The sequence below is a fragment of the Carbonatibacter coralli genome (assembly GCF_039592655.1).
Lineage (GTDB): Bacteria > Pseudomonadota > Alphaproteobacteria > Kiloniellales > Kiloniellaceae > Carbonatibacter > Carbonatibacter coralli.
The window spans coordinates 1,069,208-1,095,652 of sequence record NZ_JBBUTJ010000001.1; the positions used below are offsets into that span (position 1 = coordinate 1,069,208).

Genomic DNA, 26,445 nt, shown 5'->3' on the forward strand with positions numbered 1-26,445 from the left:
GACTGCGGTTTTTTGTGGAGCAGAGAGATCAGCAGCAAAAGAAAGACGCCATGCAGAATCTCTCCGCCGAACAGGTCGAAAAGGCACTGGATTACCCTTCCCTGATTGAAGCGCTCAAACAGGCCTTCCAATCCGAAATCACCGTGCCCAAGCGCCATCACCACGACATGCCCCAACCCGCCGGCGAAAAGGGTGAAGAGCGTCGGGATTCAACCCTGCTTCTCATGCCCGCATGGGAAGCCGGAGAAGCCACCGGCGTAAAGCTTGTCACCATTTCGCCCCACAACGGAGAACTGGATTTGCCTGCCATCCAGGGCATTTACATCCTGTTTGACGGAAAGACAGGCATCCCCCGGGCCCTGGTTGAAGCAAAGACCCTGACGACAAAGCGAACGGCCGCAGCCTCTGCGCTTGCCGCCAGCTATCTGGCCAGGGAAGATTCAAAAAAACTGCTGATGGTCGGGACAGGCGCTCTTGCTCCCGAACTGATTCAGGCCCACGCAGCGGTCCGCCCGATCAAGACCGTTGCCATCTGGGGCCGCTCACCCGACAAGGCCCGCAACCTGATCACCGAACTGGAACAACAGTTCCCCGCCCTGCACTTTACCGTGGCAGAAGAGCTGGAAGATGCTGTCAGCGAAGCCGACATCATTTCCTGTGCGACGCTCAGCGAAGTCCCGCTGGTTCACGGAGACTGGCTCAAACCAGGACAACACCTCGATCTGGTCGGGGCTTACAGGCCCGACATGCGCGAGGCTGACAACCAGGCCATCCTGACAAGCCGCGTCTTTGTCGACACGCGCGAAGGTGCGACGCACGAAGGCGGGGATGTGGCCATCCCCCTGAAGGAAGGTGTCATCGGCGAAGGTCACATTCTCGGAGATCTTTTCAGCCTCTGTCGTGGCGAGATCAGGGGGCGGGAAAGTTCAACAGATATCACACTGTTCAAATCTGTCGGTCACGCACTGGAGGATCTTACCGCGGCGAAGCTGGTGGTGGAGCGCTGCGCTGAAGCTTCCTGACCTGCTGAATCAGTCGCTCCAGCCCGTTCAGGAAATCAGACCGGTCACGCTTGGAGAAAGCCGGGTGATGATCCCTGATCTCTCCGGCCTCCCGCAGACCGGTCTTCAGATCGCGAACGGCAACAGCCATTCCGATCGACTGGTCTGTGAAGGCCTTTCCCTTGTTGTTCGTCACCAGGGCACCGGCCTTTATGGCCCGGTCGGCCAGCGGAATATCCTGTGTGACAACGATGTCACCCGCACCGCAACGCTCGGCAATCCAGTCATCGGCGACATCCGCGCCTTCGGGCACAGCGATGGACTCCACCAGCGGATGGCGTCCCTGACGCAGCCAGACGTTACTGACCATGAAAACAGGCCACTTATGACGCTCGGCAACCCGGATCACCTCGTCCTTTACAGGACAGGCATCGGCATCGACAAAGATACGGTTGGGTTTCTCCAGAAGCTCTGACATTCTTTTCACCTGACAGGGATAGCACGTGACCGCAAGATCGCTCTTTGCTATACCCTCTTTCCGGGCAGATGCAAAATCTGTCCTGTTTTACGATCTGCCGGAGCCCTGTCATGACCGCATCCCCGAATCTGCCTGTTATCAACGAAGCAAAGGATCGCATTCTTGTCGCTCTTGATACCCGGGACGTTGCACACGCCCGGACGCTTGCGCAGGAACTGGACGGTCTGGTTGGCGGTTTGAAGGTTGGCAAGGAATTCTTTACGGCCGTCGGACCACAGGGCGTTCAGAAGGCTGTTGGCTCCATTCCTCTCTTTGCAGATCTCAAGTTCCACGATATTCCCAACACTGTTGCAGGGGCTGTGCGTTCTGCTGTTCAAATGAGCCCCATGATCGTCAACGTTCATGCAACAGGCGGTCGGGCCATGATGGAAGGCGCAGCCCAAGCAGCGACGGAAGAAGCCGGGAAACTCGGAATTGCGCGCCCTCTGGTTATTGCCGTGACCGTGCTGACAAGCATGGACAACAAAGATCTTTCCGAAATCATGGGCCGCGAGATTACAGCCGAAGAACAGGTCCGTCGGCTGGCTCTGTTGGCGCAGGACAGCGGCATGGACGGTGTTGTCTGTTCCGCGCACGAGATCACCATGCTGCGTGAGGCCTGTGGTCCCGACTTCAAACTTGTTGTCCCCGGCATTCGTCCGGAATGGGCCGCAGCAGGAGACCAGAAACGCATCAAAACACCAGCCCAGGCTGTTCGAGACGGCGCAGACTATCTTGTCATCGGACGCCCCATCACCGGGGCTGACAATCCTGCCGATGCCGCAAGACGCATTGGCGCGGAACTGAAAGACCTCTGAGACTGCTGCCTCAAAGGCTTGATCCCTCAGCAAAGCGACCTTACCTTCTGAAAAACACCCTGTTCCAAAAGGCTTGATGTCATGGCTTCCCAACAGCCTCCCTCCAGAGCAATCGCCTCCTTTCCGGTCATCCAAACCTGTGTGGCTTCCTGGACAACAATGCTGTCCGACCTTCCCATGCTGATCAGGATGGCCGCCTATCCCTTTGTGCTGTCCATTGCCCTGACACTGGCGTCGGTTTCAACACTGGACCAGCCCCTGTTGAATCTGCTGATCTCCATTGCGGCCTATATCCCGATGGTCCTCTTTGCTGTTGCCTGGCATCGCCGGACCCTGCACGACAAGGCCATTGCTGATTCGACATCACTGACTGCCTGGAAAAGGCGCCACTGGCGTTTTTTCAGCAGCACCATGATGATCATCTTCCTGTCCTTCATCACAGTCTTTCTGATCTCGATTCTGACGGCCGCTTTCCTGCCGCTACCTCTTGTTCTGACCCTCTGCGTGCTTGGTGCCCTTTATATCGCGATCCGGCTTTGTTTTATCTGGCCCGCTGCTGCTGTCGAGGAAATCGAGTATGATCTCAAGACATCATGGCAGCACACTGCCGGACAGAGCAGCCGGATCTTTTTTGCCTATATTCTGGTCAACATCCCGTCCCTTCTGCTTGTTTTCCTCAATCAGGCTCTGCTGATGACCTTTGTCGTCTCAACAGGCTCCCCGGATCAGGATGCAGCCCTTTCGCCTTTCGACATGGTTGCCATTGCAGAATCAATCCACGACAACATTCCGGCCTTTATCGGTGTGAGTATCGTCATTTCGGCCCTGTCCTATCTGCCGGTTGCAGCCAACTTTTCACTGCTGTCCCTGATCTTCAGACAGACAACCGGATGGGTTCCGGAAATCACGCAGGAGCAATCTGCATCACAAGCAGAAAACAACCCGGATCACAGAGAAGAGTAAGGGAAGAACAACCGTGGCACAGGTCAAGATTTGCGGAATCACAACACCGGAAAACATGCAGGACACCCTGTCGGCCGGAGCGGATTATATCGGACTGAATTTCTATGCCCCTTCCCCCCGCTCTGTCACGCCTGATCAGGCCGGAATTCTCTCTCGCATCACCTCTCCGGATGTAAAGAACGTCGCGCTGGTGGTCGATGCCGGAGATGATCTCCTCGGAGAAATTGTCAGCAAGGCTGAAATCGACCTGATTCAGCTTCACGGATCGGAAGACCCGCGGCGCGTTGCTGAAATCCGCGAACGCTTCCAGCGCCCTGTCATGAAAGTGGGCAAGGTCGCAGAGGCAGCAGATCTGGAAGCCATGCGCAGCTTTGAGGACGTTGCCGATTACCTGCTCTTCGACGCAAAGGCACCCAAAGGCATGAAGAACGCCTTGCCGGGCGGGAATGCCCTGTCCTTTGACTGGACACTTCTGGCCGGGACACAATGGAAAAAGCCCTGGATGCTGGCCGGAGGCCTGCACCCGGACAATGTCGTGGAAGCCATTCGCCTGACCGGCTGTCCCTGCGTTGACGTGGCCTCGGGCGTGGAAAGCAAGCCGGGCCTGAAAGATCCTGAAAAAATGAAAACTTTCATTCAGGCAGCCAAAGGACTTTAATGCCGGTTGCATTTCCTTTCCTGCAGAGGACAGATTGATATTCCCATGACAGAACTCCACCATTTCGACCGCCAGAAACTCAACCAGTATCACCCCTTCACGCGCCTCCGCGCTCTTCTGGACCCGCTCCAGCCCGGCGTTTCTCCGAAAGAAGACGGGAGTGTTGTCAATCTGTCCATTGGCGAACCGCAGACACCGCCTCCCGTCGATCTCATCGAAAAGGCCATGCAAGGCAATCCCGCCGGCTGGGCCAAATATCCGCTTTCCAAGGGCATTCCCGATTATCTGAATGCCAGTGCAGAATGGCTGACGCGCCGTTACGCCCTGCCGGAAGGTTTTATCAACCCAGACCAGCACATCATTGCTGTTCCGGGCACCCGCGAAGGTCTGTTCTTCACGGCCCTGAGTGTTCTGCCCGCCCCAAGGGAAGGCGAGGACAGACCGGTCTTTCTGGTTCCGAACCCGAGCTATCATGTCTACATCGGAGCAGCCGCAGCCACAGACTGTGAGGTCTATGCCGTTCCCGCAACACGTGAAAGCGGCTATCTGCCGGATTACAGCGCGGTTCCGGAAGAGATCCTCAAACGGACAAAGCTTTGCGTTCTCTGCACGCCTTCCAACCCCGAAGGCGCGGTTGCCAGACCGGAAGAGGTCCACAAGCTGATCGAACTGGCCCGTCGCTATGACTTCGTTGTCTGCTTTGACGAGTGCTATGCGGAAATCTATTTCGGAACACCACCGCATTCCTCTCTGGAAACAGCAGCAAAAATCAATGCGCAGGGCGAAGACCGCCTGAAGAACATCCTTGCCTTCCATTCCCTGTCCAAGCGGTCCGGAGCCGCCGGGCTGCGTTGCGGTTTCATCGCTGGTGACCAGAACTGGATCACGCGGATCAGCACAACGCTTCAGGTCGGTGGCGCAGGCGTTCCCCAACCCGCCCAGGCAGCAGGTGCTGCACTCTGGCGCGACGAGGACCATGTCGTTCGCAACCGCAAACTCTATGAAGAGAACTTCCGCATCGCCGGGGACATTCTGGGTGAGGACTTCAATGTTGAACTGCCGGCTGGCGGATTTTGCCTATGGCTGGATGTCGGCAACGGCGTTGAGGCGACACTGAAGCTCTGGCAGGAAGCGGGTATCCGTGTCATGCCCGGTGCCTATATGAGCCTTGATGACAAGACCGGCTTCAATCCCGGAGCAGCCTATATCCGTCTTGCGCTTGTCTATGACACGGACTTCACACGCCTGGCACTTGAACGCCTGCGGGATGTACTGAAAGCCTGACAAAAGACGGCAAAAAACGTTACCTTTTCAAAACAAATCCCTTTTGCCCTGCAAGCGGCAGAACGGATTTGTTTTGACTTATCTCTGCTGTTACCACAAAGAAAACCTGCACAAATCCAATATCTTTTCTATAATTCAGGCTGATACCTTTTCAAATTCGCATTCAATTTCAGAAGTAGATCCCGATGGCCACACGCAAAGACAGCCAAAAACTCCAGATCCTGCCTGTAGGCGCCAGCGAGTTTCTCAGGAAACGCGCCATGGAACTGGTCGGCCTGTTCTTTGTCGCCCTCGGCATCGTCATGGCTCTGAGTCTCCTGAGCTTCAACCCGGAAGATCCGGGGGTCAACCGGGCTGTTGATACCCCTGCGGTCAACATGCTCGGGACCGAAGGCGCCCTGTTCAGCAGCTTCATGTTGCAAACCTTCGGACTGGGCAGCCTCTTCCTTGTGCTGATGCCACTGGGATGGGGCTGGCGCAGTATCAGGGATCACAGCTTCCGCGGCTGGTGGAGCTATCTGCTGACCATGCCCCTGCCCGTTGTTCTGGGCGCTCCTGCCTTTGCAGCACTTCCGGACTGGCAAGGCTGGATTGGACCCGGAGTAACCGGAAATCCCGGAGGAACCCTCGGCCTTCTGATCGTCAGAAATCTGGAACACACCCTTGCCATTCCTGTCTGGGTGACCTCCCTCGCAGCCCTGCTTCTGGCCTGCCTGATCTTCGGGTACAGTTCCGCCGTTTCCAGAAGCGAGTGGGCCAGTATGCTGCGCAGGCTTTCAGGCGGACTGGTTGATCTGGGCACAGGAAGCGCCAGGGGAGTGCGCGGGCTGATCCGCGGAGAAATCTCCCTCTTCCCGCGCAGGGACCCCGCCCTGAGCGAAGGTTTGATTCACACGCCTCATTTTGACGAGGAGGAGGTCAATCCGGAACTTCGCAAGAGAACGGCTGAACGCAAGGAAGAGCGCCGCAAGCGCAAGGAACCTCTTCTCAAGGCCCGCTCCGATGCCAGAAAACAGACAGCCAGCCCGGAGAATGCCTCCAGGGAAAGCCGGGTTGAAAACCCTGTTGAGGAGCCCAAACCCGGGAAACGCGCGAAATCCGAGGAACAGGGACGTCTGGACCTTCCGGCTGTAGACGGCGAATACGAATTGCCCCCCCTTCATCTCCTGAGCGAAGCCCCGGAGAGTGAACGGGATGCCAGCCTGTCACAGGATGCCCTTGAGAAAAACGCCCACCTGCTGGAAACCGTTCTGGAAGACTTCGGTGTTCGCGGAGAGATTGTTTCGATCAAGCCGGGACCGGTTGTCACTCGCTATGATCTGGAACCGGCACCGGGAACGAAAACAAGCCGTGTTGTCGGCCTTGCCGATGATATTGCCCGTTCCATGTCCGCCATTTCCGTGCGGGTTGCTGTCGTCCCCGGCTCGAATGTCATCGGCATTGAGCTTCCGAATCAGAGCCGGGAGACGGTCTACATCCACGAACTGCTGGCCTCGGATACCTTCGAGCGCGACAAAGGCAAGTTGCCGCTGGTTCTCGGCAAGGATATTGGCGGTGTTCCAACCATAGCCGATCTGGCGCGCATGCCACACCTGCTTGTCGCGGGGACAACCGGTTCCGGTAAATCCGTTGGCGTCAACGCCATGATTCTCTCGCTGCTCTATCGTTTCAATCCGGATGAATGCAAGTTCATCATGATCGATCCGAAGATGCTGGAGCTTTCCGTTTACGAAGGTATTCCCCACCTGCTGGCCCCGGTCGTCACCGACCCGAAAAAAGCCGTGGTTGCCCTGAAATGGACTGTCCGCGAGATGGAGGACCGCTATCGTGCAATGTCCCGTCTGGGCGTCCGTAATATTGACGGCTACAACAGCCGCATGGAAGAGGCCCGCAAGTCCGGGGAAGTCCTGACCCGAACTGTACAGACAGGTTTTGACCCCGACACCGGGCAGCCCATCCACGAGGAACAGCCCTTTGACATGGAGCCTCTGCCCTACATCGTCGTCATTGTCGATGAAATGGCAGACCTGATGCTCGTTGCAGGCAAGGACGTTGAAGCGGCGATCCAGCGGCTGGCCCAGATGGCACGTGCAGCCGGGATTCACCTGATCATGTCCACGCAGCGCCCATCTGTCGATGTCATCACAGGAACAATCAAGGCCAATTTCCCGACCCGCATTTCCTTCCGGGTGACCTCGAAGATTGACAGCCGGACCATCCTGGGCGAGCAGGGTGCCGAACAGCTGCTGGGCATGGGTGACATGCTCTTCCTGGGTTCCGGCGGGCGAACACAGCGTGTTCACGGCCCCTTTGCCTCTGATGAGGAAGTTGAATCTGTCGTCACCTGGATCAAGCGTCAGGGCAGTCCGTCCTACGTTGATGGTGTCACAGACGAAAACGAAGTCGACACCAGCAGCATACCCGGTTTTGATGCCTCTGCCGGCGGCTCCGGAGGGGGCAATACAGGCAAGGGCGATGAGCTTTATGACAAGGCCGTGGAGGTTGTCATCCGGAACCAGAAGGCCTCGACCAGCTTTGTCCAGCGCCAGCTGTCCATTGGCTACAACCGCGCCGCCACCATTATCGACCGCATGGAAGACGAAGGTCTGATTTCTGCAGCCAACCACGTGGGCAAACGCGAGGTGCTCGTTCCCAACCGCGAAGAGTAGAACGAACGAAAAAAACAGCACGATTCAGCCTTGATCCTGTCGCATTTCCACGGCAGGGTCTCAAGGCTAACCAACAGGCTATTGTTCCAGCGGACCCCTTAATGTTTTCAATCAAAAAACTCACTGCACCGGTTGCTTTCATCCTGAGCTTCTTTCTTGCCATGACATCCCTTCAGGCACAGGAAAGCCAGACCCGCGAGGCCCTCCAGGGACTGTCTCCCGATGAAGTTGCCGTTGTCCGCAAGGTCGAGAACTATCTCAACAGCCTCAGGACTGTCTCCTCGCGCTTTATCCAGGTTTCTGATGGTGGCGGCCCGGCCGAGGGCCAGTTCTACCTCCAGCGACCCGGGAAGTTCCGCTTCGATTACGACGATCCGGTTCCGATCACACTGGTCACAACACGATTCAGCCTGCTCTATTTTGACCGTGAACTGCGGGAAGCAACCTATATTCCGCTTTCCAGCACACCCCTGTGGTTTCTGATCCGAGAAAAGGTTGAGCTCTATGACGGCATTTCGATTACATCAGCCGTGGAAACCAAGGGTTCCATCGTCCTGACACTCAAGATTGATGACGATGATCTCGGCTCCCAGATGACTCTGATCTTCGCCAACAATCCGCTGTCGCTGGTCAAGTGGTCTGTTGTTGATGAACAGGGAATCACAACCCAGGTCTCGCTGATTGATCCTGTCTACGACAATCCGATCGCTCCGGAACATTTCAGCACAAAGGATCTCAACCTGCCCCGCCCGGGCCGCAATCGCGTCGACGACTAGAGTTTCCCGATTACGGACGACTCAGCTGGACTCGCCTTGCATTCCTCCATAGGCTTTCGGATGAATTGTCCGGGGAATGGAAGGGAAAAAGCAAATGAGCCTCGAGATCTGGCTGCTGTACGTGACAACTGTGCTTGCCCTGATGAGCACGCCGGGCCCAAGTCAGCTTCTGATGCTTTCCAACAGTGCAACGCACGGCTTTCATCGCTCACTGGCAACGGCAACAGGCGACCTGAGTGCAAATGCCCTGCAAATGCTCGCTGCCGGTCTCGGCCTTGCAGCCCTTGTCACAGCGTCCGGCTCGGCTCTGACCTTCACCAAATGGGCCGGTGTCATCTATCTGCTTTATCTGGGCATTCGCATGATCAAAAACGCGGGAGCAAATGATCCGGCCCTCCACAGCAAGGAAAGCCAGGCTTCCCTGCACGGCTTGTGGTTACAGGGCTTTCTGACTTCAGCGGCCAATCCGAAAGCTGTTGTCTTCTTTGCAGCGCTCTTTCCACAGTTTATCCAGAGCACCAGTGCATTTTGGCCCCAGTTCCTGATCCTTTCAGCAACCTATCTTGTTCTGGACGGCTTCTTTCTGTCCGCTTACGGCCTTGGCGCAAGCTGGATTTCAAGACGCTTCAGGGGAAAGGCAAAAGTCTGGATTGAACGCACAGGCGGCAGCTTCATGATACTGGCTGCAGTTCTGCTCGGCCTAAAATCTGCGACCAGCAGATAAGGCTGCACAAAAGCCGGCATAGATCTCGAGCTTCAAAGCCGCAGAAGCTTCAAAGGCCCTGATTTCAAGTTTTGGCAAGGAGCAGCCAAGAAAGCTCACCCTCTGACCCGCCTTGCTGAAATCAGGCATCCGCTCGACGTCTCTTTGCTCGTTCGGGTCCTGCAAATCAGCAACGCCAACCAGTTCGACCCTTTCAAGGCTCTGCTCCAGCCTGATAATACCCAGTCCTCTGACTTCCAGAAGGCCCTGAAGATTTGTCGGGGCCGAGGCAATCACTGTCTCGTTCCGGAGGGCGAGCCCAACCTGGTCATCTGCAACCAGAACCGCACCCCGTTCCAGACACCGCAGGGCCAGATCGGACTTTCCGGAGCCGGACTCACCTCTCAAGAGCACTCCGACCCATCTTTTTTGCATCTCCGGGCTGCCCGTAAAAGTCCAGTCCACAAACCCGGTGTCAGGGTTTTGCGGTGTCTCTGCTGCAACAGGAACAGCAAAGGCAATGACAGTGGCATGGATCAGACTGGCATGTTCCATTCTTGTCTCTTTCCCCTAGAGCGGAGGCTGATAGACAGGCAGGCGTATCACAAAACGCGCCCCCAGAATCTCACCCTTTTCGTCCTTTCGGTTCTCGGCGTGGATTGTGCCCCCGTGAACCTCGACAATCTGCTTCGAGATGCTCAGCCCCAGACCGGAATGTGTTCCGAATTTCTCGGCCTCGGGTCGTTCGGTATAGAAGCGATTGAAAATGTCACCGAGATTCTTTTCGGGAATACCCGGCCCTTCATCCTCAACGGTGATGACTGCACTTCCCTCTTCCTCATAGGCCTTCAGCAGGATCGTGCTGCCTTCGGGAGCAAAGCTTTCGGCATTGCTCAGAAGGTTGCCGAGAACCTGGCCCAGACGACTCTCCATACCGGAAACACAAAGGTCCTGTTCTTCATTGATTTCCATCCTGCAGGAAACATTGCGACGCTCGGCCGTGATCTGCTGAAGCTCGATAAAGGTTTTCAGAAGGCTGTTCAGATCAAGAGGCTCCATGAGCGTTCTGGAAAGCTCTGCATCCAGCCGGGACGCATCGGAAATGTCACTGATCAGGCGATCCAGCCGCTCGACATCATCAAGGATAATGTTCATCAGCCGCTTTTGCTGGTCCGGATTGCTGACCCTTGTGACGGTCTCGACAGCAGAACGGAGCGATGTCAGGGGGTTTTTCAGCTCGTGGGATACATCGGCCGCAAAGCCTTCAATGGCATGAACGCGCGCCCACAGGGCCTCTGTCATGTCCCGCAAGGCGCCGGACAGATCTCCAATTTCATCACTCCTGCCGGAGAAATCCGGAATCTCCCCTGCCTTGCCCTTTGAAAAGCGGACCCGGTCCGCGGCATCTGCAAGACGACGGAGGGGTTGCCCGATGGTCCAGGCCAGATAGAGGGACAGGAAAATGGTCACGGCAAGAGCCAGTCCGCAAACGATCAGAATGTCGCGTCTGCGATCCTGCACCTGCCGTGTGATCTCCTGACCATCCTTGGAAAGCATCAGGGCACCGAGAACCTGCCTGTACCGACGAATGGGAACTGCGGCGGAGAGAACCAGTCGACCAGCGGCATCCTGACGGACAATCCCTGTCGGCCTGCCCCTGAGTGCGGAAACAACTTCCGAATAGTGGCGAGCGTCCTGAACACGGGCCTCCTGATAAAGCTCCCAGTCTTCCTCTCCACCCGGCAACCAGTTCAGGAAGTCACCGACCAGCGCAACAAAATGGTCAAAGCCCGACCAGAAACCCGCCTCCGGCAGGGGGGTCATGGTCACAGGCTGCCCTGCTCCGGTCAGATGGAGACTGTCCCCCAGCAACTGTCCGTTCGGGGAAAATATCCTGGCCCGCACCCCGACATCGCGGAGCATGCCGCGCATCAGGCTTCGGGTCAGCTCGGGCACAAGCCGTTCATCCCCGACCCGCCCGGCAACCACAGCAGTTGATCCGATGGAAAGCGAGAAAGCGCGCCCCTGTGTCCCCATCGCCTCAAGCTCGGAAACGATCAGACTCAGGCGATACTGTTCCAGATGGAGCAAACCGAAGACAGGGATCAGCAGAACCAGCACATTGATCATCAGGATCTTGCGCGAGAGCGAGGAACGCCAGCGCCGAACCCTCCTGACCTTTCGGGGTCTGGGCTCAACCCTGATGTCCTTCGTTTTGTCGGACTGTTCCTTCTGTTCCCGGGAAAACTGAACCATCAGGCCCCCGACAGGAGAGAAATGATCTCTTCCGGCAGTTCAAAACAGACAACATCCTGTCCCTGCGCCTCAGCCTTCCATGCATCCAGATGCATTCCGCGATAGAGAAGGCCCCTGTCTGCGTAAAAGGCGTAGCTGTCAGTCACACTGGCTCCGGATTGCTGGGCCCAGAGAAAACGGGATGGCTGCAAACCGGTCAGACTGCACTCCCGTTCCACGGCATCATACTCCAGTGCCAGGATCAGGGTTCTTTGCTGAATCCCGCTCAGGGAGCGTTCCTCACCGTTTTCTCCGGACAACCACATGCTGTCATAGCGCGGCATTGCGCGAAGTTTTTCCCGCGGTCCCGTTTCAGATCCCTCTTCCCCCAGCAAAAGGGAAAGCGGCCTGAAAATGTTCTGATGCTTCTGGCGCAGATCGGAATGGGCGACAAACTCTGTCAGCAACACCACAGCTGCACAGACTGCCAAGAGTCCCAGAATCCTGAAGGAATGACTTCTGATCGACAAGAATTTTCACCAAGCTACCTGATCAAACACCCACCGGAGCCCCAAAGCCCCGAAAGAAGGTTCATCAAACCAGAGCCTCCGCCGGATGGCAACTCCCAGTTTGACGTCCCCGCCGCGTCTTATTCCTTGTAACGATAACCAACACCGTAAAGTGTTTCAATCTGGGAAAACTCGGTATCCACATCCCGGAACTTCTTGCGCAAACGTTTGATATGGCTATCAATTGTCCGGTCATCAACATAGACCGAATCCCCATAGGCCGCATCCATGAGCTGGTCGCGGTTCTTGACATGCCCCAGCCGTTGGGCAAGGGCCTTCAGGATCAGGAACTCCGTGACGGTCAGATTGACCGGCTTGCCTTTCCAGACGCAGAGATGACGGGAAACATCCAGCGTCAGTTCTCCGCGAACGATCGGCTTTTCAACGCCGTTGCTGGTGTCGTTCTGCTCACGCATCAGCTTTTCCCGGCGCAGAAGGGCATTGATGCGCTCAACCAGAAGCCGCTGGGAGAAAGGCTTGGTGATGTAATCGTCTGCTCCCATGCGCAGGCCCAGCAGTTCATCAACCTCGTCATCCTTGGAGGTCAGGAAAATCACAGGCATGGACGAATTTTCGCGAATGCGCCGCAGGACCTCCATTCCATCCATTCTCGGCATCTTGATGTCCAGAACGGCAAGATCCGCAGGATGGGTTGCCAGTGTGCGAAGAGCTTCAGACCCGTCTGTGTAGGTTCGAACCTTGAACCCCTCTGCCTCAAGGGCAATGGATACAGACGTCAAGATATTACGATCATCGTCGACAAGAACAATGCTGCTTTGCTGATCGATTTGATTCACAGGAATGATCCTTTCAATACTGAAACCTCTTCACTGACGTGACCTGATCCGGTTTTTCAGGAAGATATCAAAAAGAGATGCCCCCGCAATAAGGAGAGAATTTGTCCAAAAACGGATTATGGCATGGAGAAAGGGAAAAAGGTGCCACAATTGTCTTCTGTCAGGAAAATTCAGCCCAAAAGAGCACTCCAGTGAAGACAGGGGGGACGCGTCATCATGCAATAGTAATCATTCCCGGGGATTGAAGTCACACAGCCCAATCCCGATGAAAATCCGGAGCAGTTGAACCCGGATTCCTGATGTTTATATTGTTGTTATATATATACTAATTATTGTTGAGAATCGAGAAAAACGCTGTCCGGACTTGCCCGGAACACAGAATTTGGCTCAAAATAGCTTCAAAATCATATTTTATGCGCTTTTTCTTTTCCGATCTCCGCCGTTTGCTGGAATCGTAAAGGTTTATTAAGGATATTTCTGTTACCCCTTTACAAAGGCTTCATAAGGCCAACTGTCTGAAGAGTAATAGCATTGATGCGATATAACGGAAACTGTTACTCTTCTGACTGGTATCAGGAAAGTGAACTCCAGGAACCGGAAGCGCGAACGACACAAGGCAAAGACTAGGTAATGACTGCTTTGGATAAACCTCTGGATAATCTTCTTGCTCTTGCAATGGATCGATCCAGGGAAGGGCGAGAAAAACTGGCGGAAACGATTGGCAAGCTCTTCGCCAATCAGGAACGCGTGCTCACCGAGCACGAACAGGCCCTGATCATTGATATCCTTGGAAAACTGGTCAACGATGTTGAACGGGAAGTGCGGCAGGCCCTCGCAAGGGAGCTTGCCACAGCCGAGACGATTCCGGCAGAAATTGCCACCAAACTCGCCAATGACGAGATCGAGGTGGCCCGTCCCATCCTGCTCAACAGTCCTGTCCTCAAGGACGGGGAGCTGATTGACATCATTTCCCACAGAAGCCAGCAGCACCAGCTCTCTGTCGCGTTGCGCAGCAACCTCTCGACAACCATCTCCGATGCCCTGGTCAACACCGGCGATCGCAAGGTGATCTCGACACTTCTCAACAACGACAATGCCGAGATTGCTGACAAAACACTGAACTATCTGGCCGAACAATCCAGACGTATCGACGAGTTCCAGGAACCTCTGATCAACAGAAAGGACCTCCCCAAAGGTCTTGCCGAACGCATGTACTGGTGGGTTTCTGCAGCACTACGCCAGAACATTATCGAAAATTTCGATCTGGATATCGATGTCCTCGACAGCAAGATTCAGGCGGGTGTCCACGGCCTGATTCACAAGGCCAGAGCCGAAACAGTCGAACCGCCCGCGGCGGAAACGCTCGTTGAGAGAATGAAGAACGAAAAGCTTCTGACGAATGCGATGCTGCTGGATGCGCTGAAGGACGGCGAAATCGAACTGTTCGAATCCATCTTTGCAGAACTGAGCGGTTTTGATCGCAAGGGCGTTGCAAAGGTTCTTTATGAAACACGCAGCGAAGGCATTGCCATTGTTTGTCTGTCAATGGGTATCCCCAAACAGGTTTTTGCCTCGATTTATCTGCTGAGTCGCAAGGGGCTCTCGGGAAATCACGTCACAGACCCGAGAGAGCTGTCCCGGGCCATGACCCTTTACGACAAGATCAACAAGGAAGATGCAAAGCGCATCGCGAACACCTGGCGAATGGATCCGGCCTATCAGGACGCCATTCACATGATCGAGGCCTCCATCAAGGATTCCGGCAAAAGCAGGGCGTTATGATGAGTGAGGTAATGCTGGAGAACCGCAGTGAGTAAGAGCAAGAAAACGGTGCGTCTCTTCTCTATGTCAGGCTCTGGGACTGGAACAGCCCCCAGAGCCTCAAAGAGCGATTCCAGTCCGAAACTCCCTCACAACCTTGGCAAGGTTGTCGAGAAGATCACGGCTGCCCAGAACGATCTGCTTCACAATGGTGATCCTGTCTGCATTGTCGAACTCGATGGCCGCATCGTCTATGCCAATCCCGCCTTTGAAGAGATCTCGGACAGCATTCTGGCTGTTGATCTGATCAGCAATGCCATTGAACCCAGCTATTCACCGGACGAAGTGGAAGCCATTGTCCAGGCTGGCGGTCCCAATCCCTTTGAGTACGCTGTCGACATCAACGGCCAGAAAAGATACTTCATCGCCCGATTCCACCACAACATCACCCAGGGCCTTGTCTCCATTTCCCTCACGCCCAACGACAAGGTGATCACAGCACGCGAAGCCCTCCTGAAAACAAGCGAGAGAATGAGCGATCTGGCAAGGCTAGTGGCCGACTGGACCTGGGAAACCGACCGCGATCTGAACATGATTTTTGCCTCCCAGAACCTCTATCGGATTCTGGGTTACCATCCCGGCGAAATTCTGGGGCGCTCCTTCCTTGATCTGCCCTTTGCCGCCCCCAACAGTCTGACCGTTCACATGGAAAACACAAAGGTTCCCAAACCGTTCCGTGACATCCAGGTCAACCTCTTCCACAGGGATGGCAGCACCCGCATCCTGCTGTTCAGCGGCCTGCCCCACTATGACCGGGCAACCGGAGAATTTTGCGGCTATCGCGGTTCCACGCGGGACATCACGGAAGACCGCAAACAGGAAATTGCCCTTCAGTCCGCCAAGAACTCTGCCGAAGTTGCCAACAAGGCCAAATCGGAGTTTCTGGCCAACATGAGTCACGAACTGAGGACTCCGCTGAACGCCATTATCGGGTTTTCGGAAATCATGTCCTCGGAGCTTCTGGGCAAGCTCGGCAACAGCCAGTATCAGGACTACGCCAAGGATATCCAGTCCTCCGCCAGCCATCTTCTCGATGTGATCAATGACATCCTGGATGTCTCGAAAATTGAATCAGGCAAGCTGGAGCTTATCGAGGAGACTGTCTGTCCACATGAACTGATTACAAACGTTGTCCGCCTGATTCAGGACCGCGCCAAAAACCGCAACCAGACTGTCGAGATCAACGTTGAAAAACCCTCTCCAATTTGCGTTGCAGATACCCGCAAGATCAAGCAGATCCTTTTGAATCTCCTGAGCAACGCCCTCAAGTTCACACCCGAAGGCGGTTCCATTCTGGTTGAATGCAAACGCTCTGAAAAAGGCGATCTGGTCCTGACAGTCAAGGACACGGGAATCGGCATTCCGGAAGACAAGCTGGCCCTGTGTTTCGAGCCCTTCTCCCAGATCGACAGCACTCTGAGCCGCCAGTTCGAGGGAACTGGTCTGGGCCTGCCACTTGCGCGTGGCCTTGCTGAACTTCACGGCGGTGAACTCTTCCTGACCTCTGTCGAGGGAGAAGGCACGACAGCACATCTCATCCTGCCTGCCTCCCGCGTCAGGAAGGCAGGCTAGGACCCGTCAGGGGTCTTTCTCTCGCTTTCACTTTCCTCCTGCGATTCCTCATCATCGCCATAGATCACAGGCTGGACGACGTCCCCCAGATAGTTCTCGTCATCCGCATATTCCTCGTACCAGTCTTCCGGCGTACGCGGATCAAGTGCAGCCATTTCCGGCGTTGTGGCTGTGGGGACAGAAATCGGGATAAAGTCGCCGCGATCCTCATCCGGAACAGCCTCACGCACGGAAATCCTGTAGAGGATAAAAAGCGTCAACAGGGCAAAGAGAGACGCGTGCCAGATGAAAAGGGCCGCAGGGCCGTAAAGCTCCATCAGATAGGACCCCGGGATAGGTCCGATGGACGCCCCGATGGAATAGAGAAGCGTCAGACCACTGCTAACCTCGACAAACTCTTCAGGCTTGGCATGGTCACCGGCGTGCGCAAGGGCAATGGCATAGGGAGGCAGAGCCAGACCGCCATAAAAGAAGACACCGATCAGGGTCAGTTCCAGATTTCCACCACTCAGAAAAGCCAGAACAACAGCCGCAATCATCGCCATGGCAAAGGAAGCAGCCAGAACAACACGGCGGTCTGTGCGATCAGACCATCGCCCCAGTACAAGCTGCAGCAGGGCCTGCCCGATAATGGCAGCCTGAATAAAGCGCGCGGCATCATCCACACCAAACCCGTTCAGTTCGATAAAGCGGGGTGACATCGACCAGAATCCCGCATTGGCCATCCCCTGAATGAAAATTGCGGCACAGGCCACTGGCGACAGGGCAAAGAGATAGAGCGGACGGAACCTGAAACGCGCCAGAGGCATGGGCGAAGCCGCAACAGAAAGCGACAGGGGAACCAGTGAGAGACAGGCTGCAATAGCCGCGAGGACAAAAAGGAGATCGCCCGGCGCAGCCTTGCCGGCAATAATGATTTCCTGGCTGGCCAGATTTCCGACAACCGCAATGATGATATAGATGGACAGAACCTGTCCCCGCTTGTCGGCAGGAGCCTTTTCATTCAGCCAGCTTTCAACCACCATCAGCATCCCGGCAGTGCAAAGGCCAAGGAAGAATCGTTCGATCCCCCAGACAACAGGATCAATGAAAAGAGGCATCAGGAGCGCAATGGACGCCAGAATACCGGAAAGTGCTGCAAAGCAACGGGTGTGCCCAACCCTGGCGATCAGAACCGGTGAAATCAGGCACCCCACCCCGTAACCCACAAAATAGGCCGCACCGGTCAGACCGATCACAAAGGTGGAAAAACCTGCTGCACTGGCCTTGATGGACACGTTGGTCAAAAGAATAAAACTGGCCATGTAAGCCAGAAGGTTTGTGATGAAAATCGCGCTGAGCGGCGCGTAGGTGCTCCGAATGTTTTCCATTCTGTCCCGCCCTTAAAATCCTGATGTACCTCTGATTTTGCGCTCCCGAACGCAAAACCCTGCTCCTGGGCAAACTATGCTGCATTTTTGTTTTGCTGTCTCAGTACAAAAACTCATAGGCCCATTTTCAGGCACACAATTCCTTTTCCATGGCAAAAGACCCTGATCTTGCCTTAATCTGCCCCTTGACGATTTCAGATCTTTGGACCATTTCAACACCATGTCAGAAAACGATCCTATCAAGTGGCGCGGCACCACTATTATCTCTGTCCGCAAAGGAAATCAGGTTGTTGTGGCCGGTGACGGCCAGGTCAGCCTCGGGCCAACGGTCATCAAGACCTCTGCGCGCAAGGTGCGTCGCCTCGGACGCGGTGATGTCATCGCAGGTTTTGCAGGCGCAACAGCCGATGCCTTTACGCTCTTCGAACGCCTTGAAGCCAAGCTGGAAACCCATCCGGGACAATTGACCCGCGCCTGTGTGGAACTGGCAAAGGACTGGCGGACAGATCGTTATCTCCGCCGGCTGGAAGCCATGATGATTGTTGCAGACGCCACCACAACCCTGATCCTGACCGGCAATGGTGATGTTCTGGAACCGGAAGACGGCCTTGCAGGTATTGGCTCGGGCGGACACTTCGCCCTGTCAGCCGCAAAGGCCCTGCACGATATCGACGGCCTTGATCCGGAAACCATTGCCCGCAAGGCCATGAAGATTGCTGCCGAGGTCTGTGTCTACACCAACGAGAATCTGGTGGTCGAAACGCTGGGTGACGCCTGAACCGTTGCCAGCTCCCGCTCACCCTGCTCCTGAAAAGTCTGCGAAAATCATGACAAACGAACTTCCATCCCCGACAACCTTCAGCCCCCGCGAGATCGTGACAGAGCTGGATCGATACATCGTTGGCCAGAACGAAGCCAAACGCGCTGTCGCCATTGCGCTGCGCAACCGCTGGCGCCGCCAGCAGCTTTCCGACGACATGCGCGAGGAAGTGCTGCCCAAAAACATTCTCATGATCGGCCCGACCGGTGTCGGCAAGACAGAGATTGCAAGACGCCTTGCCAAGCTGGCGAACGCCCCCTTCCTGAAGGTTGAGGCCACCAAGTTCACAGAGGTCGGATACGTTGGCCGCGATGTCGAGCAGATCATCCGCGACCTGATCGAAATCGCCATCCACCAAACGCGGGAGCAACAGCGCAAATCCGTTCGCGCCCAGGCCGAAATCCACGCCGAGAACCGCGTTCTGGATGCTCTGGTTGGCGATACCGCCAGCGAGGAAACCCGCCAGAAGTTCCGCAAAATGCTCCGCGAAGGCCAACTGGCCGACAAGGAAGTCGAAGTCGATGTGCAGGACAACAGTTCCATGCAGATGCCCATGATGGACATCCCCGGCATGCCGGGCGGATCCATGGGCATGCTCAATCTGGGGGACATCTTTGGCAAGGGTCTGGGCACCCGCACGAAGAAACGCCGCATGACAGTCACGGAATCCTACGACATCCTGATGGCAGAAGAGAGTGACAAGCTTCTGGACGAGGAGTCTGTTGTGTCTGACGCCATTGCCAATGTCGAACAGAACGGAATCGTCTTTATTGACGAGATCGACAAGATTACCGCCCGTTCCGACAACCGTGGCGGCGATGTCAGCCGCGAAGGTGTCCAGCGGGATCTGTTGCCCCTGATCGAGGGGACCACCGTCAACACCAAGCACGGGGCAATCAAGACGGATCATATCCTCTTTATCGGATCAGGAGCCTTCCATCTCACCAAACCGTCCGACATGCTGCCGGAGCTTCAGGGGCGTCTGCCAATCCGCGTAGAGCTTTCTCCCTTGAGCCGGGACGACTTCAAACGCATTCTGACCGAACCGGAAAACAGCCTGATTCGCCAGTATATTGCCCTGATGGCAACCGAGGAACTCACGCTGGAGTTCGCGGATGACGCCATTGATGCCCTTGCAACACTTGCTGCGGATATCAACCAGTCCGTCGAAAATATCGGCGCACGTCGCCTTCACACCGTTCTGGAAAAGCTGCTCGAGGAAATCTCGTTCACAGCTCCGGATCGCAGTGGCGAGACAGTTACCATTACACCCGATCTGGTCACGGAACGCGTTGGCGAACTGGCCCAGGATACCGATCTGTCCAAATTTATTCTCTGACCCGTCCGAAGCTTTACAAGAATCGACAGTACAAAAAGCCCGGAGGGTCTGTTCCCTCCGGGCTTTTTACTGTTCGCAGAACAGTTTGTTACTTAAAGGCTGCAAAGGCCTTGTCCAGCTCGGTTTCACCAACATGGTTGGTGTAGTTGCTCATCACTTTCTGCGCCAGAATCAGGATAATATCCAGAACATTGCGATGGCTGTAACCTGCTTCATAGAAAGCATTCAGTTTATCCTTCGCAACAACACCACGTTCACGAACGATCAGCAGAACAGTGTCATGCAAAGCCTGCAATCTGGCTGTCGGCATGGCTTCACGATTGCGCAGGGCTGCAACCAGAGAATCATCAACACCCATCTTTTTGGCAATCGCACTGTGCGCCGGCACACAATAGTGACAGGCGTGTTCGACATTGATGGTCTGCCAGACGACAGTCAGTTCGTCTGCGTTAAAGGCCGTTTGCTGTGCCAGGGTATGAAGGGTCTGGTAGCCTTCAAGAGCCTGTGGGGATTCAGCCATGACACCGTGGAGATTCGGGATCATGCCAAAGCTTGCAACCGATTTTTCCAGCAGTGGCTTGCTGTCTTCAGGAGCCGAGTCAGCTGTGTGAATTTGATACGTCATTTTCCAAAACCTTTTTCAGGAAGAATATCTTTCAAGGGGACAGATTTATTTTTTGAGCAACCGCTCAATAATGCTTATTTTGTTGACGGAAGGGGCAATGTCAATTTATTTTTTGAGCAGATGTTCAATAATTCTGTTCAAGTTTCCGTTATGGCCAACACAGCAAAGTTCGACAGGGAAAAAGTAATTCGAAACGCGATGAACCTTTTTTGGCTCAAGGGCCTGAAAGGAACATCCACACGTGACTTGCAGGACAGTCTGGACATGCGGCCCGGCAGCCTCTATGCGGCCTTTGGCAGCAAGGAAGGCCTCTACAAGGAAGCCCTGACCTACTACGCCGGACTGATGGCTGAACGCCTGCAGAACTATATTGACGAGGAAGACTCCACACTCGGGGGCATCAAGCGCTTTGTTCATTGCAACATTCTTGAAAGCGACTTTCCCGAGGAAGCACACTGCTTTCTGGTCAAAACCGTTCTTGAAATCTACGAACAGGACTCCCCGCTCCTGAGTGAAGCACAGACGTTGCTGAAGAAATCGGAAGAAAACTTCACCCGCTGCTTTCAGAAAGCTCTCTCGGACGGGGAAATACCGGATCACCACAATCCGCAGGCTCTCGGCAGCCTGTTACAGATCCAGCTTTTCGGTTTGCGCAGCTATCTGCGCAGCACGCAGGACAGGGATGCCGTTAAGGGGCAGATCGAGATGTTCTTCAAAGGCCTGGATACGACGACTGCAAAGACATGAATTACGGCTTGAGTGCAAAGTCCAGCGCTGCTTCCGCGTGAAGCAGGGTTGTATCCAGAACAACCGCATCCAGCGAACCGGTCATATCCTGCTGGGAGAGCAGCAATCCGACCTCTGTACAGCCGAGAATCACGGAATCAGCACCCTGCGCCAAACCGGTGCGCACAACATCCAGCATTCTCTGTTTTGACTCAGGCCGGAAGATACCCTGACAGAGCTCCTGATAGATAATGTCATGAACAGTCTGGCGCCCTGCCTCCTCAGGCACCAGCGATGCAATACCATGATGATCCCGCAATCGGCCCCGGTAGAAGCCCTGTTCCATTGTATAGCGCGTGGCCAGAAGAAGCGGTGTTTTGCAGGCCGAAGCCTTGATGGCATCCGCTGTCACATCAGCAATGTGTATCAGGGGAATATCAACGGCATTCTGAACGGCATCAGCCATCAAATGCATGGTGTTAGTACAGATCAGAAGGCATTCAGCCCCTCCTCTTTCGAGGGACCGGGCCGCTTCAATCATGGCCCGGGTTGCGCTTTCCCAATCCCCCTTTGCCTGCAGGGCCTCGATCCCGGCAAAATCAAAGGACCGGAGCAACAGGCTGGCTGAATGCAGACCTCCCAGTCTTGAACGGGCCAGCCGATTGAGATGCTGGTAGTACACAACAGTACTTTCCCACGACATGCCGCCAATCAGACCAATCGTTTTCATCGGCTTTCCCTTTTCCTTGCTGTGCCGGGATGCAAGGATCGCATTCCCTGTCCTGCGGGAAACGTTAGAATCAGGGGATTGAGCTGTCTAGCCACTTTCCTTGCTGGACACGACTTGCACCCCTTCGGATTTTTCCTGCAGCTTTATCGCATCGCAATCGGTTTCGGGATGGACAGCACCCTCGGGTCTGATCAGTCCGAAGAAACCGTGTCTTTCAACAGTCCGACAGAACTCCGCCTGGTTCTTCCCGTCTGTCATTCGGCTCACTGCCACAACCGGCTTTCCGTGTTCAACATAGGAATCATAGCGGGCACAGGTCTCATCCGCCAGACAATCGCTGACCAGGGCAAAATCAAAGAAACTCTGCAGGGGACCTGCAAGATCAGAGGCCCCGTCAATCCCGATAAACAGGTTCCTGCGCTTGGCTTCATAGGACAGAAACCGCAGATAGCTCTTGGTGTCTTCCGGTTTCACGGGAAAGCCGATATTGGCACTGTGATGATCAATCTCGCTCAACAGGGCCCCGCGAAATCCCTTCGCCTTGCACAGATCCATTCGCCGGGCCAGCAGCGGCACAGTCATGACACGGCGACGAATGTCCAGCCATCGTGATTCCGGTTTCCACCGGAGAGGCTGCCCCAGAAGATCGGCACCGAAACTGCGGGCATCCGGATCCTGAACAGAAACCGCACCGGCCGGAATAAAACAGATCGGCACAATTCCCTTGGCTTTCAAAAAGCGGACAATGGTCGGATTGCTGTTAAAGAGGTCCAATATCACAATCTCTGCAGCATGTGACGGCTCAAATCCCGGTTCCAGATGCAGTTCAAAGGACATGCCGGAACGAAGATACTTTGCACCGACAGCGCCGACAGGACTGTTAAGGGAAAAAGCCAGAAGACAAACAGACAAAAAGAGCACAGGGATGCCTGCCCTTCGACCAGTTGTCGAAAAGTCACAGGATTTCCGCCAAATCTGCAGAAATACTCTCTTTAAACCCCTTGTCATGGGTCTTACCGAATCCCTCGGCCCGACTCCGAAAACACCCAGGTGAGCAGGCACAACCAATGATATTCTTACAATCTTTTTTGTTATAACGACTCACAAGCCCTTTACATTTCATGAACAGATAAAATTTTAGATTTCAGCTTTCAAAACAAAAACTTTCTGAAGTCACGGTATTATTCTGGCTTGTTCCTTCAGTGCTGCTCACTATACTGCGGCCCAATCCCTTCATTCTTTGCCTGTCCGTCGGGGTCTTTTCCCTGCCAAACAGCGCCCGTTGCTGGAATTTTCACATGACTGAAAACTACACCGCTTCCCGCTTTTCAAAATCGGCATCCCTGGATGTTGTCGGCATTGGTAACGCCATTGTCGATATCCTGAGCCAGTCGGAAGACAAACAGCTGGAAGAGCTTGGTATCATCAAGGGTGCCATGAACCTGATCGACGAAGAGCGCGCCACCTTGCTCTATTCCGCCATGGGACCGGCACAGGAAGCCTCCGGCGGTTCAGCAGGAAACACAATGGCAGGTGTTGCATCGCTTGGTGGCAAAGGCGGTTATATCGGCCGTATTCGCAACGATCAGTTCGGTGAGGTGTTCCAGCACGACATCCGCGCCACAGGCATTCGCTTTGAAAACGAACCTGTCACGGATGGTCCGTCCACAGGGCGCTGCCTGATTTTCATCACACCGGATGCCGAGCGCTCGATGAACACCTACCTGGGGGCCTGTGTGCACCTGACACAGGACGACATCAAGGACGACATGATCAAGGATGCCCATGTCACCTACATGGAAGGCTATCTCTTTGACAGCGAGGAAGCCAAGCGTGCTTTTGTCCATGCTGCAGAAGTCGCCCACGCTGCCGGACGCAAGGTTTCCATCACCCTGTCAGACTCCTTCTGTGTCGACCGCCACCGCGCAAGCTTCCGCCATCTGGTCGAGAATCACATTGATATCCTCTTTGGAAACGAAGACGAGATTCTGTCTCTCTATGAAGTCGACAGCTTTGATGCAGCCATGGAGGCCCTCAAGGGCAAGTGCGAGCTTGCAGCCATCACCCGTGGCGCGCAGGGTTCCGTGATTCTCTCCGGCGATCAGCTCGTCGAAATCAAGGCTGAGCCTGTTGAAGAGGTCAGGGACACAACCGGAGCCGGTGATCTCTACGCCGCCGGCTTCCTTTTCGGCTACACCCAGGGCTATTCCCTTGAACGCTGCGGAAAAATTGCCTCCATCGCCGCCGGTGAAGTCATTTCCCACATCGGTCCACGCCCGCTGACGTCGCTGAAAAACCTGATTGCTGACGTCTAGAGTCATCGAACTGTCACAGCTTCAGTCTATGAACAGACCTCTATGCGGGTCTGCCATGTTCCGATTGAGGGTGACAGCCTGACAAAAAGCGTGTAAGCACCCCGCAAGGCAGAGACCATCTGCACAGGAAACAGCATTGAACGCGCCCGCTGAAAAAAGCAGGCGCGTTCATTCTTGAAGAGAGACCCGGAAGATGAGCAGCACAGCCCTGCGCAATATCGCGATTATCGCTCACGTAGACCACGGCAAAACAACCCTGGTTGACGAGCTCCTGAAACAGTCTGGTACCTTCAGCGCCCACCAGCAGGTGTCTGAACGCGCGATGGACAGCAACGATCTTGAAAAGGAACGTGGCATCACCATTCTGGCGAAGTGTACTTCCGTGACCTGGAAAGACACACGCATCAACATCGTTGATACCCCGGGTCACGCCGATTTCGGTGGCGAGGTTGAGCGCATCCTGTCCATGGTCGACGGTGTTGTCCTGCTGGTTGACGCAGCAGAAGGCCCGATGCCGCAGACCAAGTTCGTGACCTCAAAGGCACTGGGTGTCGGCCTGAAGCCGATTGTTGTCATCAACAAGGCCGACAAACCCGACGCACGCCCCGACTGGGTTGTGGACCAGGTTTTTGATCTCTTCGTGAATCTGGAAGCCACAGACGAGCAGCTGGACTTCCCTGTTCTCTACGCCTCTGCAAAACAGGGCTGGGCTGTCGATGATCTGGAAGAGCCGCGCGAGAACATGGAAAAGCTGTTCCAGCTGGTTGTCGATACCTTCCCGCAGGCCGAAGGGGACACCTCCAAGCCATTCTCCATGCTGGCGACAACCCTGGAAGCCGATCCGTTCCTGGGTCGTATCCTCACCGGCCGTATTCACACCGGTGTTGCCAAAGTCAACATGCCGGTGAAAGTCATCACCCGTGACGGCAAGGAAATCGTCAATCAGCGCCTCAGCAAACTGCTTGCTTTTGATGGCCTGAAGCGCGTTCCTGTTGATGAAGCCAAAGCCGGCGACATTGTTGCAATTGCCGGAATCGGTGATCAGGCAACAGTTGCAGACACCATCTGTGACCCTGCCGTCAATGAGGGCATTCAGGCCCAGCCAATTGATCCGCCAACTCTGGCGATGTCTTTCTCCGTCAACGACTCTCCGCTGGCCGGTCGTGAAGGTGACAAGGTCACCAGCCGAATGATCCGTGATCGCCTGTTCCGTGAAGCAGAGGGTAACGTTGCCATCCGCATCACCGAAAGTGAAAACAAGGACTCTTTCGAAGTGGCCGGTCGCGGTGAACTGCAACTGGGAGTCCTGATCGAGAACATGCGCCGCGAAGGCTATGAACTGTCCATCAGCCGTCCACGCGTTCTGATGCACAAGGACGAAAGCGGCCAGCTGATGGAGCCTCTGGAAGAGGTTGTTGTTGACGTTGACGAGGAATACTCCGGCGTTGTGGTCGAGAAAATGGCCGAGCGCAAAGCCGAAATGACCGACATGCGTCCGTCCGGCGGTGGCAAGACACGTGTGACCTTCCTCGCTCCGTCCCGTGGCCTGATCGGCTACTATGGTGAATTCCTGACCGACACACGCGGTACCGGTATTATGAACCGCCTGTTCCACAGCTATGGCGCTTACCGCGGTGCTGTTCAGGGCCGCCGTCAGGGTGTTCTGATCTCCAACGGTAACGGCAATGCGGTTGCCTACGCCCTCTTCAACCTTGAAGACCGCGGCGAAATGTTCATCACAACCGGTGAAGCCCTTTACGAGGGCATGCTGATTGGCGAACACAGCCGCAGCAACGATCTGGAAGTCAACCCGCTGAAGGCAAAGCAGCTGACCAACGTTCGCGCCTCCGGCAAGGACGAAGGCATCAAGCTGACACCGCCACGCAGGATGTCCCTGGAACAGGCTCTGTCCTACATTCAGGACGACGAACTGGTTGAGGTGACCCCGCAATCCGTTCGCCTGCGCAAACTGCACCTCTGCCCGCATGAGCGCAAACGCCATGCCCGTGCACAGGAAGCTCTGGGCTAAGCCGTCAGGATTCGAACCTCACAGCATTCCGAAAGGCTGCCTTGAACAGGCAGCCTTTTTTGCATCAGGAGCCCTTTTCCCTGCCATTTGTCAAAGAGCGCGGGATGT

24 protein-coding genes are annotated in these 26,445 nt (G+C 55.2%); 15 read left to right on the plus strand and 9 right to left on the minus strand.

Features of this window, described 5'->3' with window-relative positions; translation table 11 throughout:
• The first annotated feature begins 50 nt into the window (after nt 1-50).
• Entirely contained in the window at nt 51-1,022 is a 972-nt protein-coding gene (gene lhpI / locus AAAH10_RS04960; protein WP_343561120.1) for a bifunctional Delta(1)-pyrroline-2-carboxylate/Delta(1)-piperideine-2-carboxylate reductase, read from the plus strand.
• Here lhpI and AAAH10_RS04965 read toward each other — a convergent pair.
• On the minus strand, nt 976-1,479 hold the full coding sequence (locus AAAH10_RS04965) for a YaiI/YqxD family protein (protein WP_343561122.1): 504 nt from the start codon (nt 1,477-1,479) through the stop codon (nt 976-978). The genes lhpI and AAAH10_RS04965 overlap by 47 nt on opposite strands.
• A gap of 110 nt (nt 1,480-1,589) precedes the next feature.
• Between AAAH10_RS04965 and pyrF the strand changes: the two genes are divergently transcribed.
• The 7 genes from pyrF (at nt 1,590) to AAAH10_RS05000 (ending at nt 9,410) form a co-directional block, all read left to right on the plus strand.
• Nucleotides 1,590-2,336 carry an orotidine-5'-phosphate decarboxylase gene (pyrF, locus tag AAAH10_RS04970; RefSeq protein ID WP_343561124.1) on the plus strand — a complete coding sequence of 249 codons (747 nt, stop codon included), beginning with the start codon at nt 1,590-1,592 and terminating at the stop codon, nt 2,334-2,336.
• A gap of 81 nt (nt 2,337-2,417) precedes the next feature.
• Nucleotides 2,418-3,299 carry a hypothetical protein gene (locus tag AAAH10_RS04975; RefSeq protein WP_343561126.1) on the plus strand — a complete coding sequence of 294 codons (882 nt, stop codon included), beginning with the start codon at nt 2,418-2,420 and terminating at the stop codon, nt 3,297-3,299.
• 13 nt (nt 3,300-3,312) lie between these two features.
• Nucleotides 3,313-3,957, plus strand: a complete 645-nt coding sequence (locus AAAH10_RS04980; RefSeq protein WP_343561128.1) for a phosphoribosylanthranilate isomerase — start codon at nt 3,313-3,315, stop codon at nt 3,955-3,957.
• Nucleotides 3,958-4,002: 45 nt separating this feature from the next.
• Complete coding sequence (locus AAAH10_RS04985) at nt 4,003-5,241, plus strand: aminotransferase class I/II-fold pyridoxal phosphate-dependent enzyme (protein ID WP_343561130.1); 1,239 nt, start codon at nt 4,003-4,005, stop codon at nt 5,239-5,241.
• A 185-nt stretch (nt 5,242-5,426) separates the two neighbouring features.
• A complete protein-coding gene (locus AAAH10_RS04990; protein WP_343561132.1) occupies nt 5,427-7,910 on the plus strand; it encodes a DNA translocase FtsK in 2,484 nt (827 codons plus the stop codon).
• Nucleotides 7,911-8,011: 101 nt separating this feature from the next.
• Nucleotides 8,012-8,686: a LolA family protein gene (locus AAAH10_RS04995; protein WP_343561135.1), complete on the plus strand. Its 675-nt coding sequence runs from the start codon at nt 8,012-8,014 to the stop codon at nt 8,684-8,686.
• A 94-nt stretch (nt 8,687-8,780) separates the two neighbouring features.
• Nucleotides 8,781-9,410: a LysE family translocator gene (locus tag AAAH10_RS05000; RefSeq protein ID WP_343561137.1), complete on the plus strand. Its 630-nt coding sequence runs from the start codon at nt 8,781-8,783 to the stop codon at nt 9,408-9,410.
• Here AAAH10_RS05000 and AAAH10_RS05005 read toward each other — a convergent pair.
• The 4 genes from AAAH10_RS05005 to AAAH10_RS05020 form a co-directional block, all read right to left on the minus strand.
• On the minus strand, nt 9,387-9,944 hold the full coding sequence (locus tag AAAH10_RS05005; protein ID WP_343561139.1) for an HPr kinase/phosphorylase: 558 nt from the start codon (nt 9,942-9,944) through the stop codon (nt 9,387-9,389). The two genes, AAAH10_RS05000 and AAAH10_RS05005, sit on opposite strands and share 24 nt — an antisense overlap.
• 15 nt (nt 9,945-9,959) lie before the next feature.
• Entirely contained in the window at nt 9,960-11,645 is a 1,686-nt protein-coding gene (locus tag AAAH10_RS05010) for a sensor histidine kinase (RefSeq protein ID WP_343561141.1), read from the minus strand.
• Nucleotides 11,645-12,115 (minus strand): hypothetical protein, encoded by a 471-nt coding sequence (locus AAAH10_RS05015; protein WP_343561143.1) that lies wholly within the window; start codon nt 12,113-12,115, stop codon nt 11,645-11,647. The genes AAAH10_RS05010 and AAAH10_RS05015 overlap by 1 nt, the downstream gene beginning before the upstream one ends.
• A 158-nt stretch (nt 12,116-12,273) precedes the next feature.
• Nucleotides 12,274-12,990, minus strand: coding sequence for a response regulator transcription factor (locus AAAH10_RS05020; protein WP_343561145.1), 717 nt, complete (start codon nt 12,988-12,990; stop codon nt 12,274-12,276).
• Between the two features lie 630 nt (nt 12,991-13,620).
• Here AAAH10_RS05020 and AAAH10_RS05025 point away from each other — a divergent pair.
• Together AAAH10_RS05025 and AAAH10_RS05030 are read left to right on the plus strand one after the other, a co-directional pair.
• Nucleotides 13,621-14,772, plus strand: coding sequence for a DUF2336 domain-containing protein (locus AAAH10_RS05025; RefSeq protein ID WP_343561147.1), 1,152 nt, complete (start codon nt 13,621-13,623; stop codon nt 14,770-14,772).
• Nucleotides 14,773-14,799: 27 nt separating this feature from the next.
• Entirely contained in the window at nt 14,800-16,383 is a 1,584-nt protein-coding gene (locus tag AAAH10_RS05030; RefSeq protein ID WP_343561149.1) for a PAS domain-containing sensor histidine kinase, read from the plus strand.
• Here the strand turns inward: AAAH10_RS05030 and AAAH10_RS05035 are convergent.
• Entirely contained in the window at nt 16,380-17,753 is a 1,374-nt protein-coding gene (locus tag AAAH10_RS05035; protein ID WP_343561151.1) for an MFS transporter, read from the minus strand. The genes AAAH10_RS05030 and AAAH10_RS05035 overlap by 4 nt on opposite strands.
• Before the next feature lie 220 nt (nt 17,754-17,973).
• Between AAAH10_RS05035 and hslV the strand changes: the two genes are divergently transcribed.
• Both hslV and hslU read left to right on the plus strand, forming a co-directional pair.
• A complete protein-coding gene (gene hslV / locus AAAH10_RS05040) occupies nt 17,974-18,531 on the plus strand; it encodes an ATP-dependent protease subunit HslV (protein ID WP_343561154.1) in 558 nt (185 codons plus the stop codon).
• Between the two features lie 49 nt (nt 18,532-18,580).
• On the plus strand, nt 18,581-19,912 hold the full coding sequence (gene hslU, locus AAAH10_RS05045; RefSeq protein ID WP_343561156.1) for an ATP-dependent protease ATPase subunit HslU: 1,332 nt from the start codon (nt 18,581-18,583) through the stop codon (nt 19,910-19,912).
• Nucleotides 19,913-20,000: 88 nt separating this feature from the next.
• Here hslU and AAAH10_RS05050 read toward each other — a convergent pair whose 3' ends face one another.
• Complete coding sequence (locus tag AAAH10_RS05050) at nt 20,001-20,537, minus strand: carboxymuconolactone decarboxylase family protein (RefSeq protein ID WP_343561158.1); 537 nt, start codon at nt 20,535-20,537, stop codon at nt 20,001-20,003.
• A 150-nt stretch (nt 20,538-20,687) separates the two neighbouring features.
• Here AAAH10_RS05050 and AAAH10_RS05055 point away from each other — a divergent pair, with 150 nt between their 5' ends.
• The gene (locus AAAH10_RS05055; RefSeq protein ID WP_343561160.1) at nt 20,688-21,284 is read left to right on the plus strand and encodes a TetR/AcrR family transcriptional regulator; all 597 of its coding nucleotides are present in this window, start codon (nt 20,688-20,690) and stop codon (nt 21,282-21,284) included.
• Between the two features lies 1 nt (nt 21,285).
• Here the strand turns inward: AAAH10_RS05055 and AAAH10_RS05060 are convergent, their stop codons facing one another.
• Both AAAH10_RS05060 and AAAH10_RS05065 read right to left on the minus strand, forming a co-directional pair.
• A complete protein-coding gene (locus AAAH10_RS05060; protein WP_343561162.1) occupies nt 21,286-21,993 on the minus strand; it encodes an aspartate/glutamate racemase family protein in 708 nt (235 codons plus the stop codon).
• A gap of 87 nt (nt 21,994-22,080) precedes the next feature.
• Nucleotides 22,081-22,914, minus strand: coding sequence for an endo alpha-1,4 polygalactosaminidase (locus tag AAAH10_RS05065; protein WP_343561164.1), 834 nt, complete (start codon nt 22,912-22,914; stop codon nt 22,081-22,083).
• Between the two features lie 377 nt (nt 22,915-23,291).
• Between AAAH10_RS05065 and AAAH10_RS05070 the strand changes: the two genes are divergently transcribed.
• Nucleotides 23,292-24,308 (plus strand): adenosine kinase, encoded by a 1,017-nt coding sequence (locus AAAH10_RS05070; RefSeq protein ID WP_343561166.1) that lies wholly within the window; start codon nt 23,292-23,294, stop codon nt 24,306-24,308.
• 193 nt (nt 24,309-24,501) lie between these two features.
• Complete coding sequence (typA, locus tag AAAH10_RS05075) at nt 24,502-26,337, plus strand: translational GTPase TypA (RefSeq protein WP_343561168.1); 1,836 nt, start codon at nt 24,502-24,504, stop codon at nt 26,335-26,337.
• The last annotated feature ends 108 nt before the right edge of the window (nt 26,338-26,445 follow it).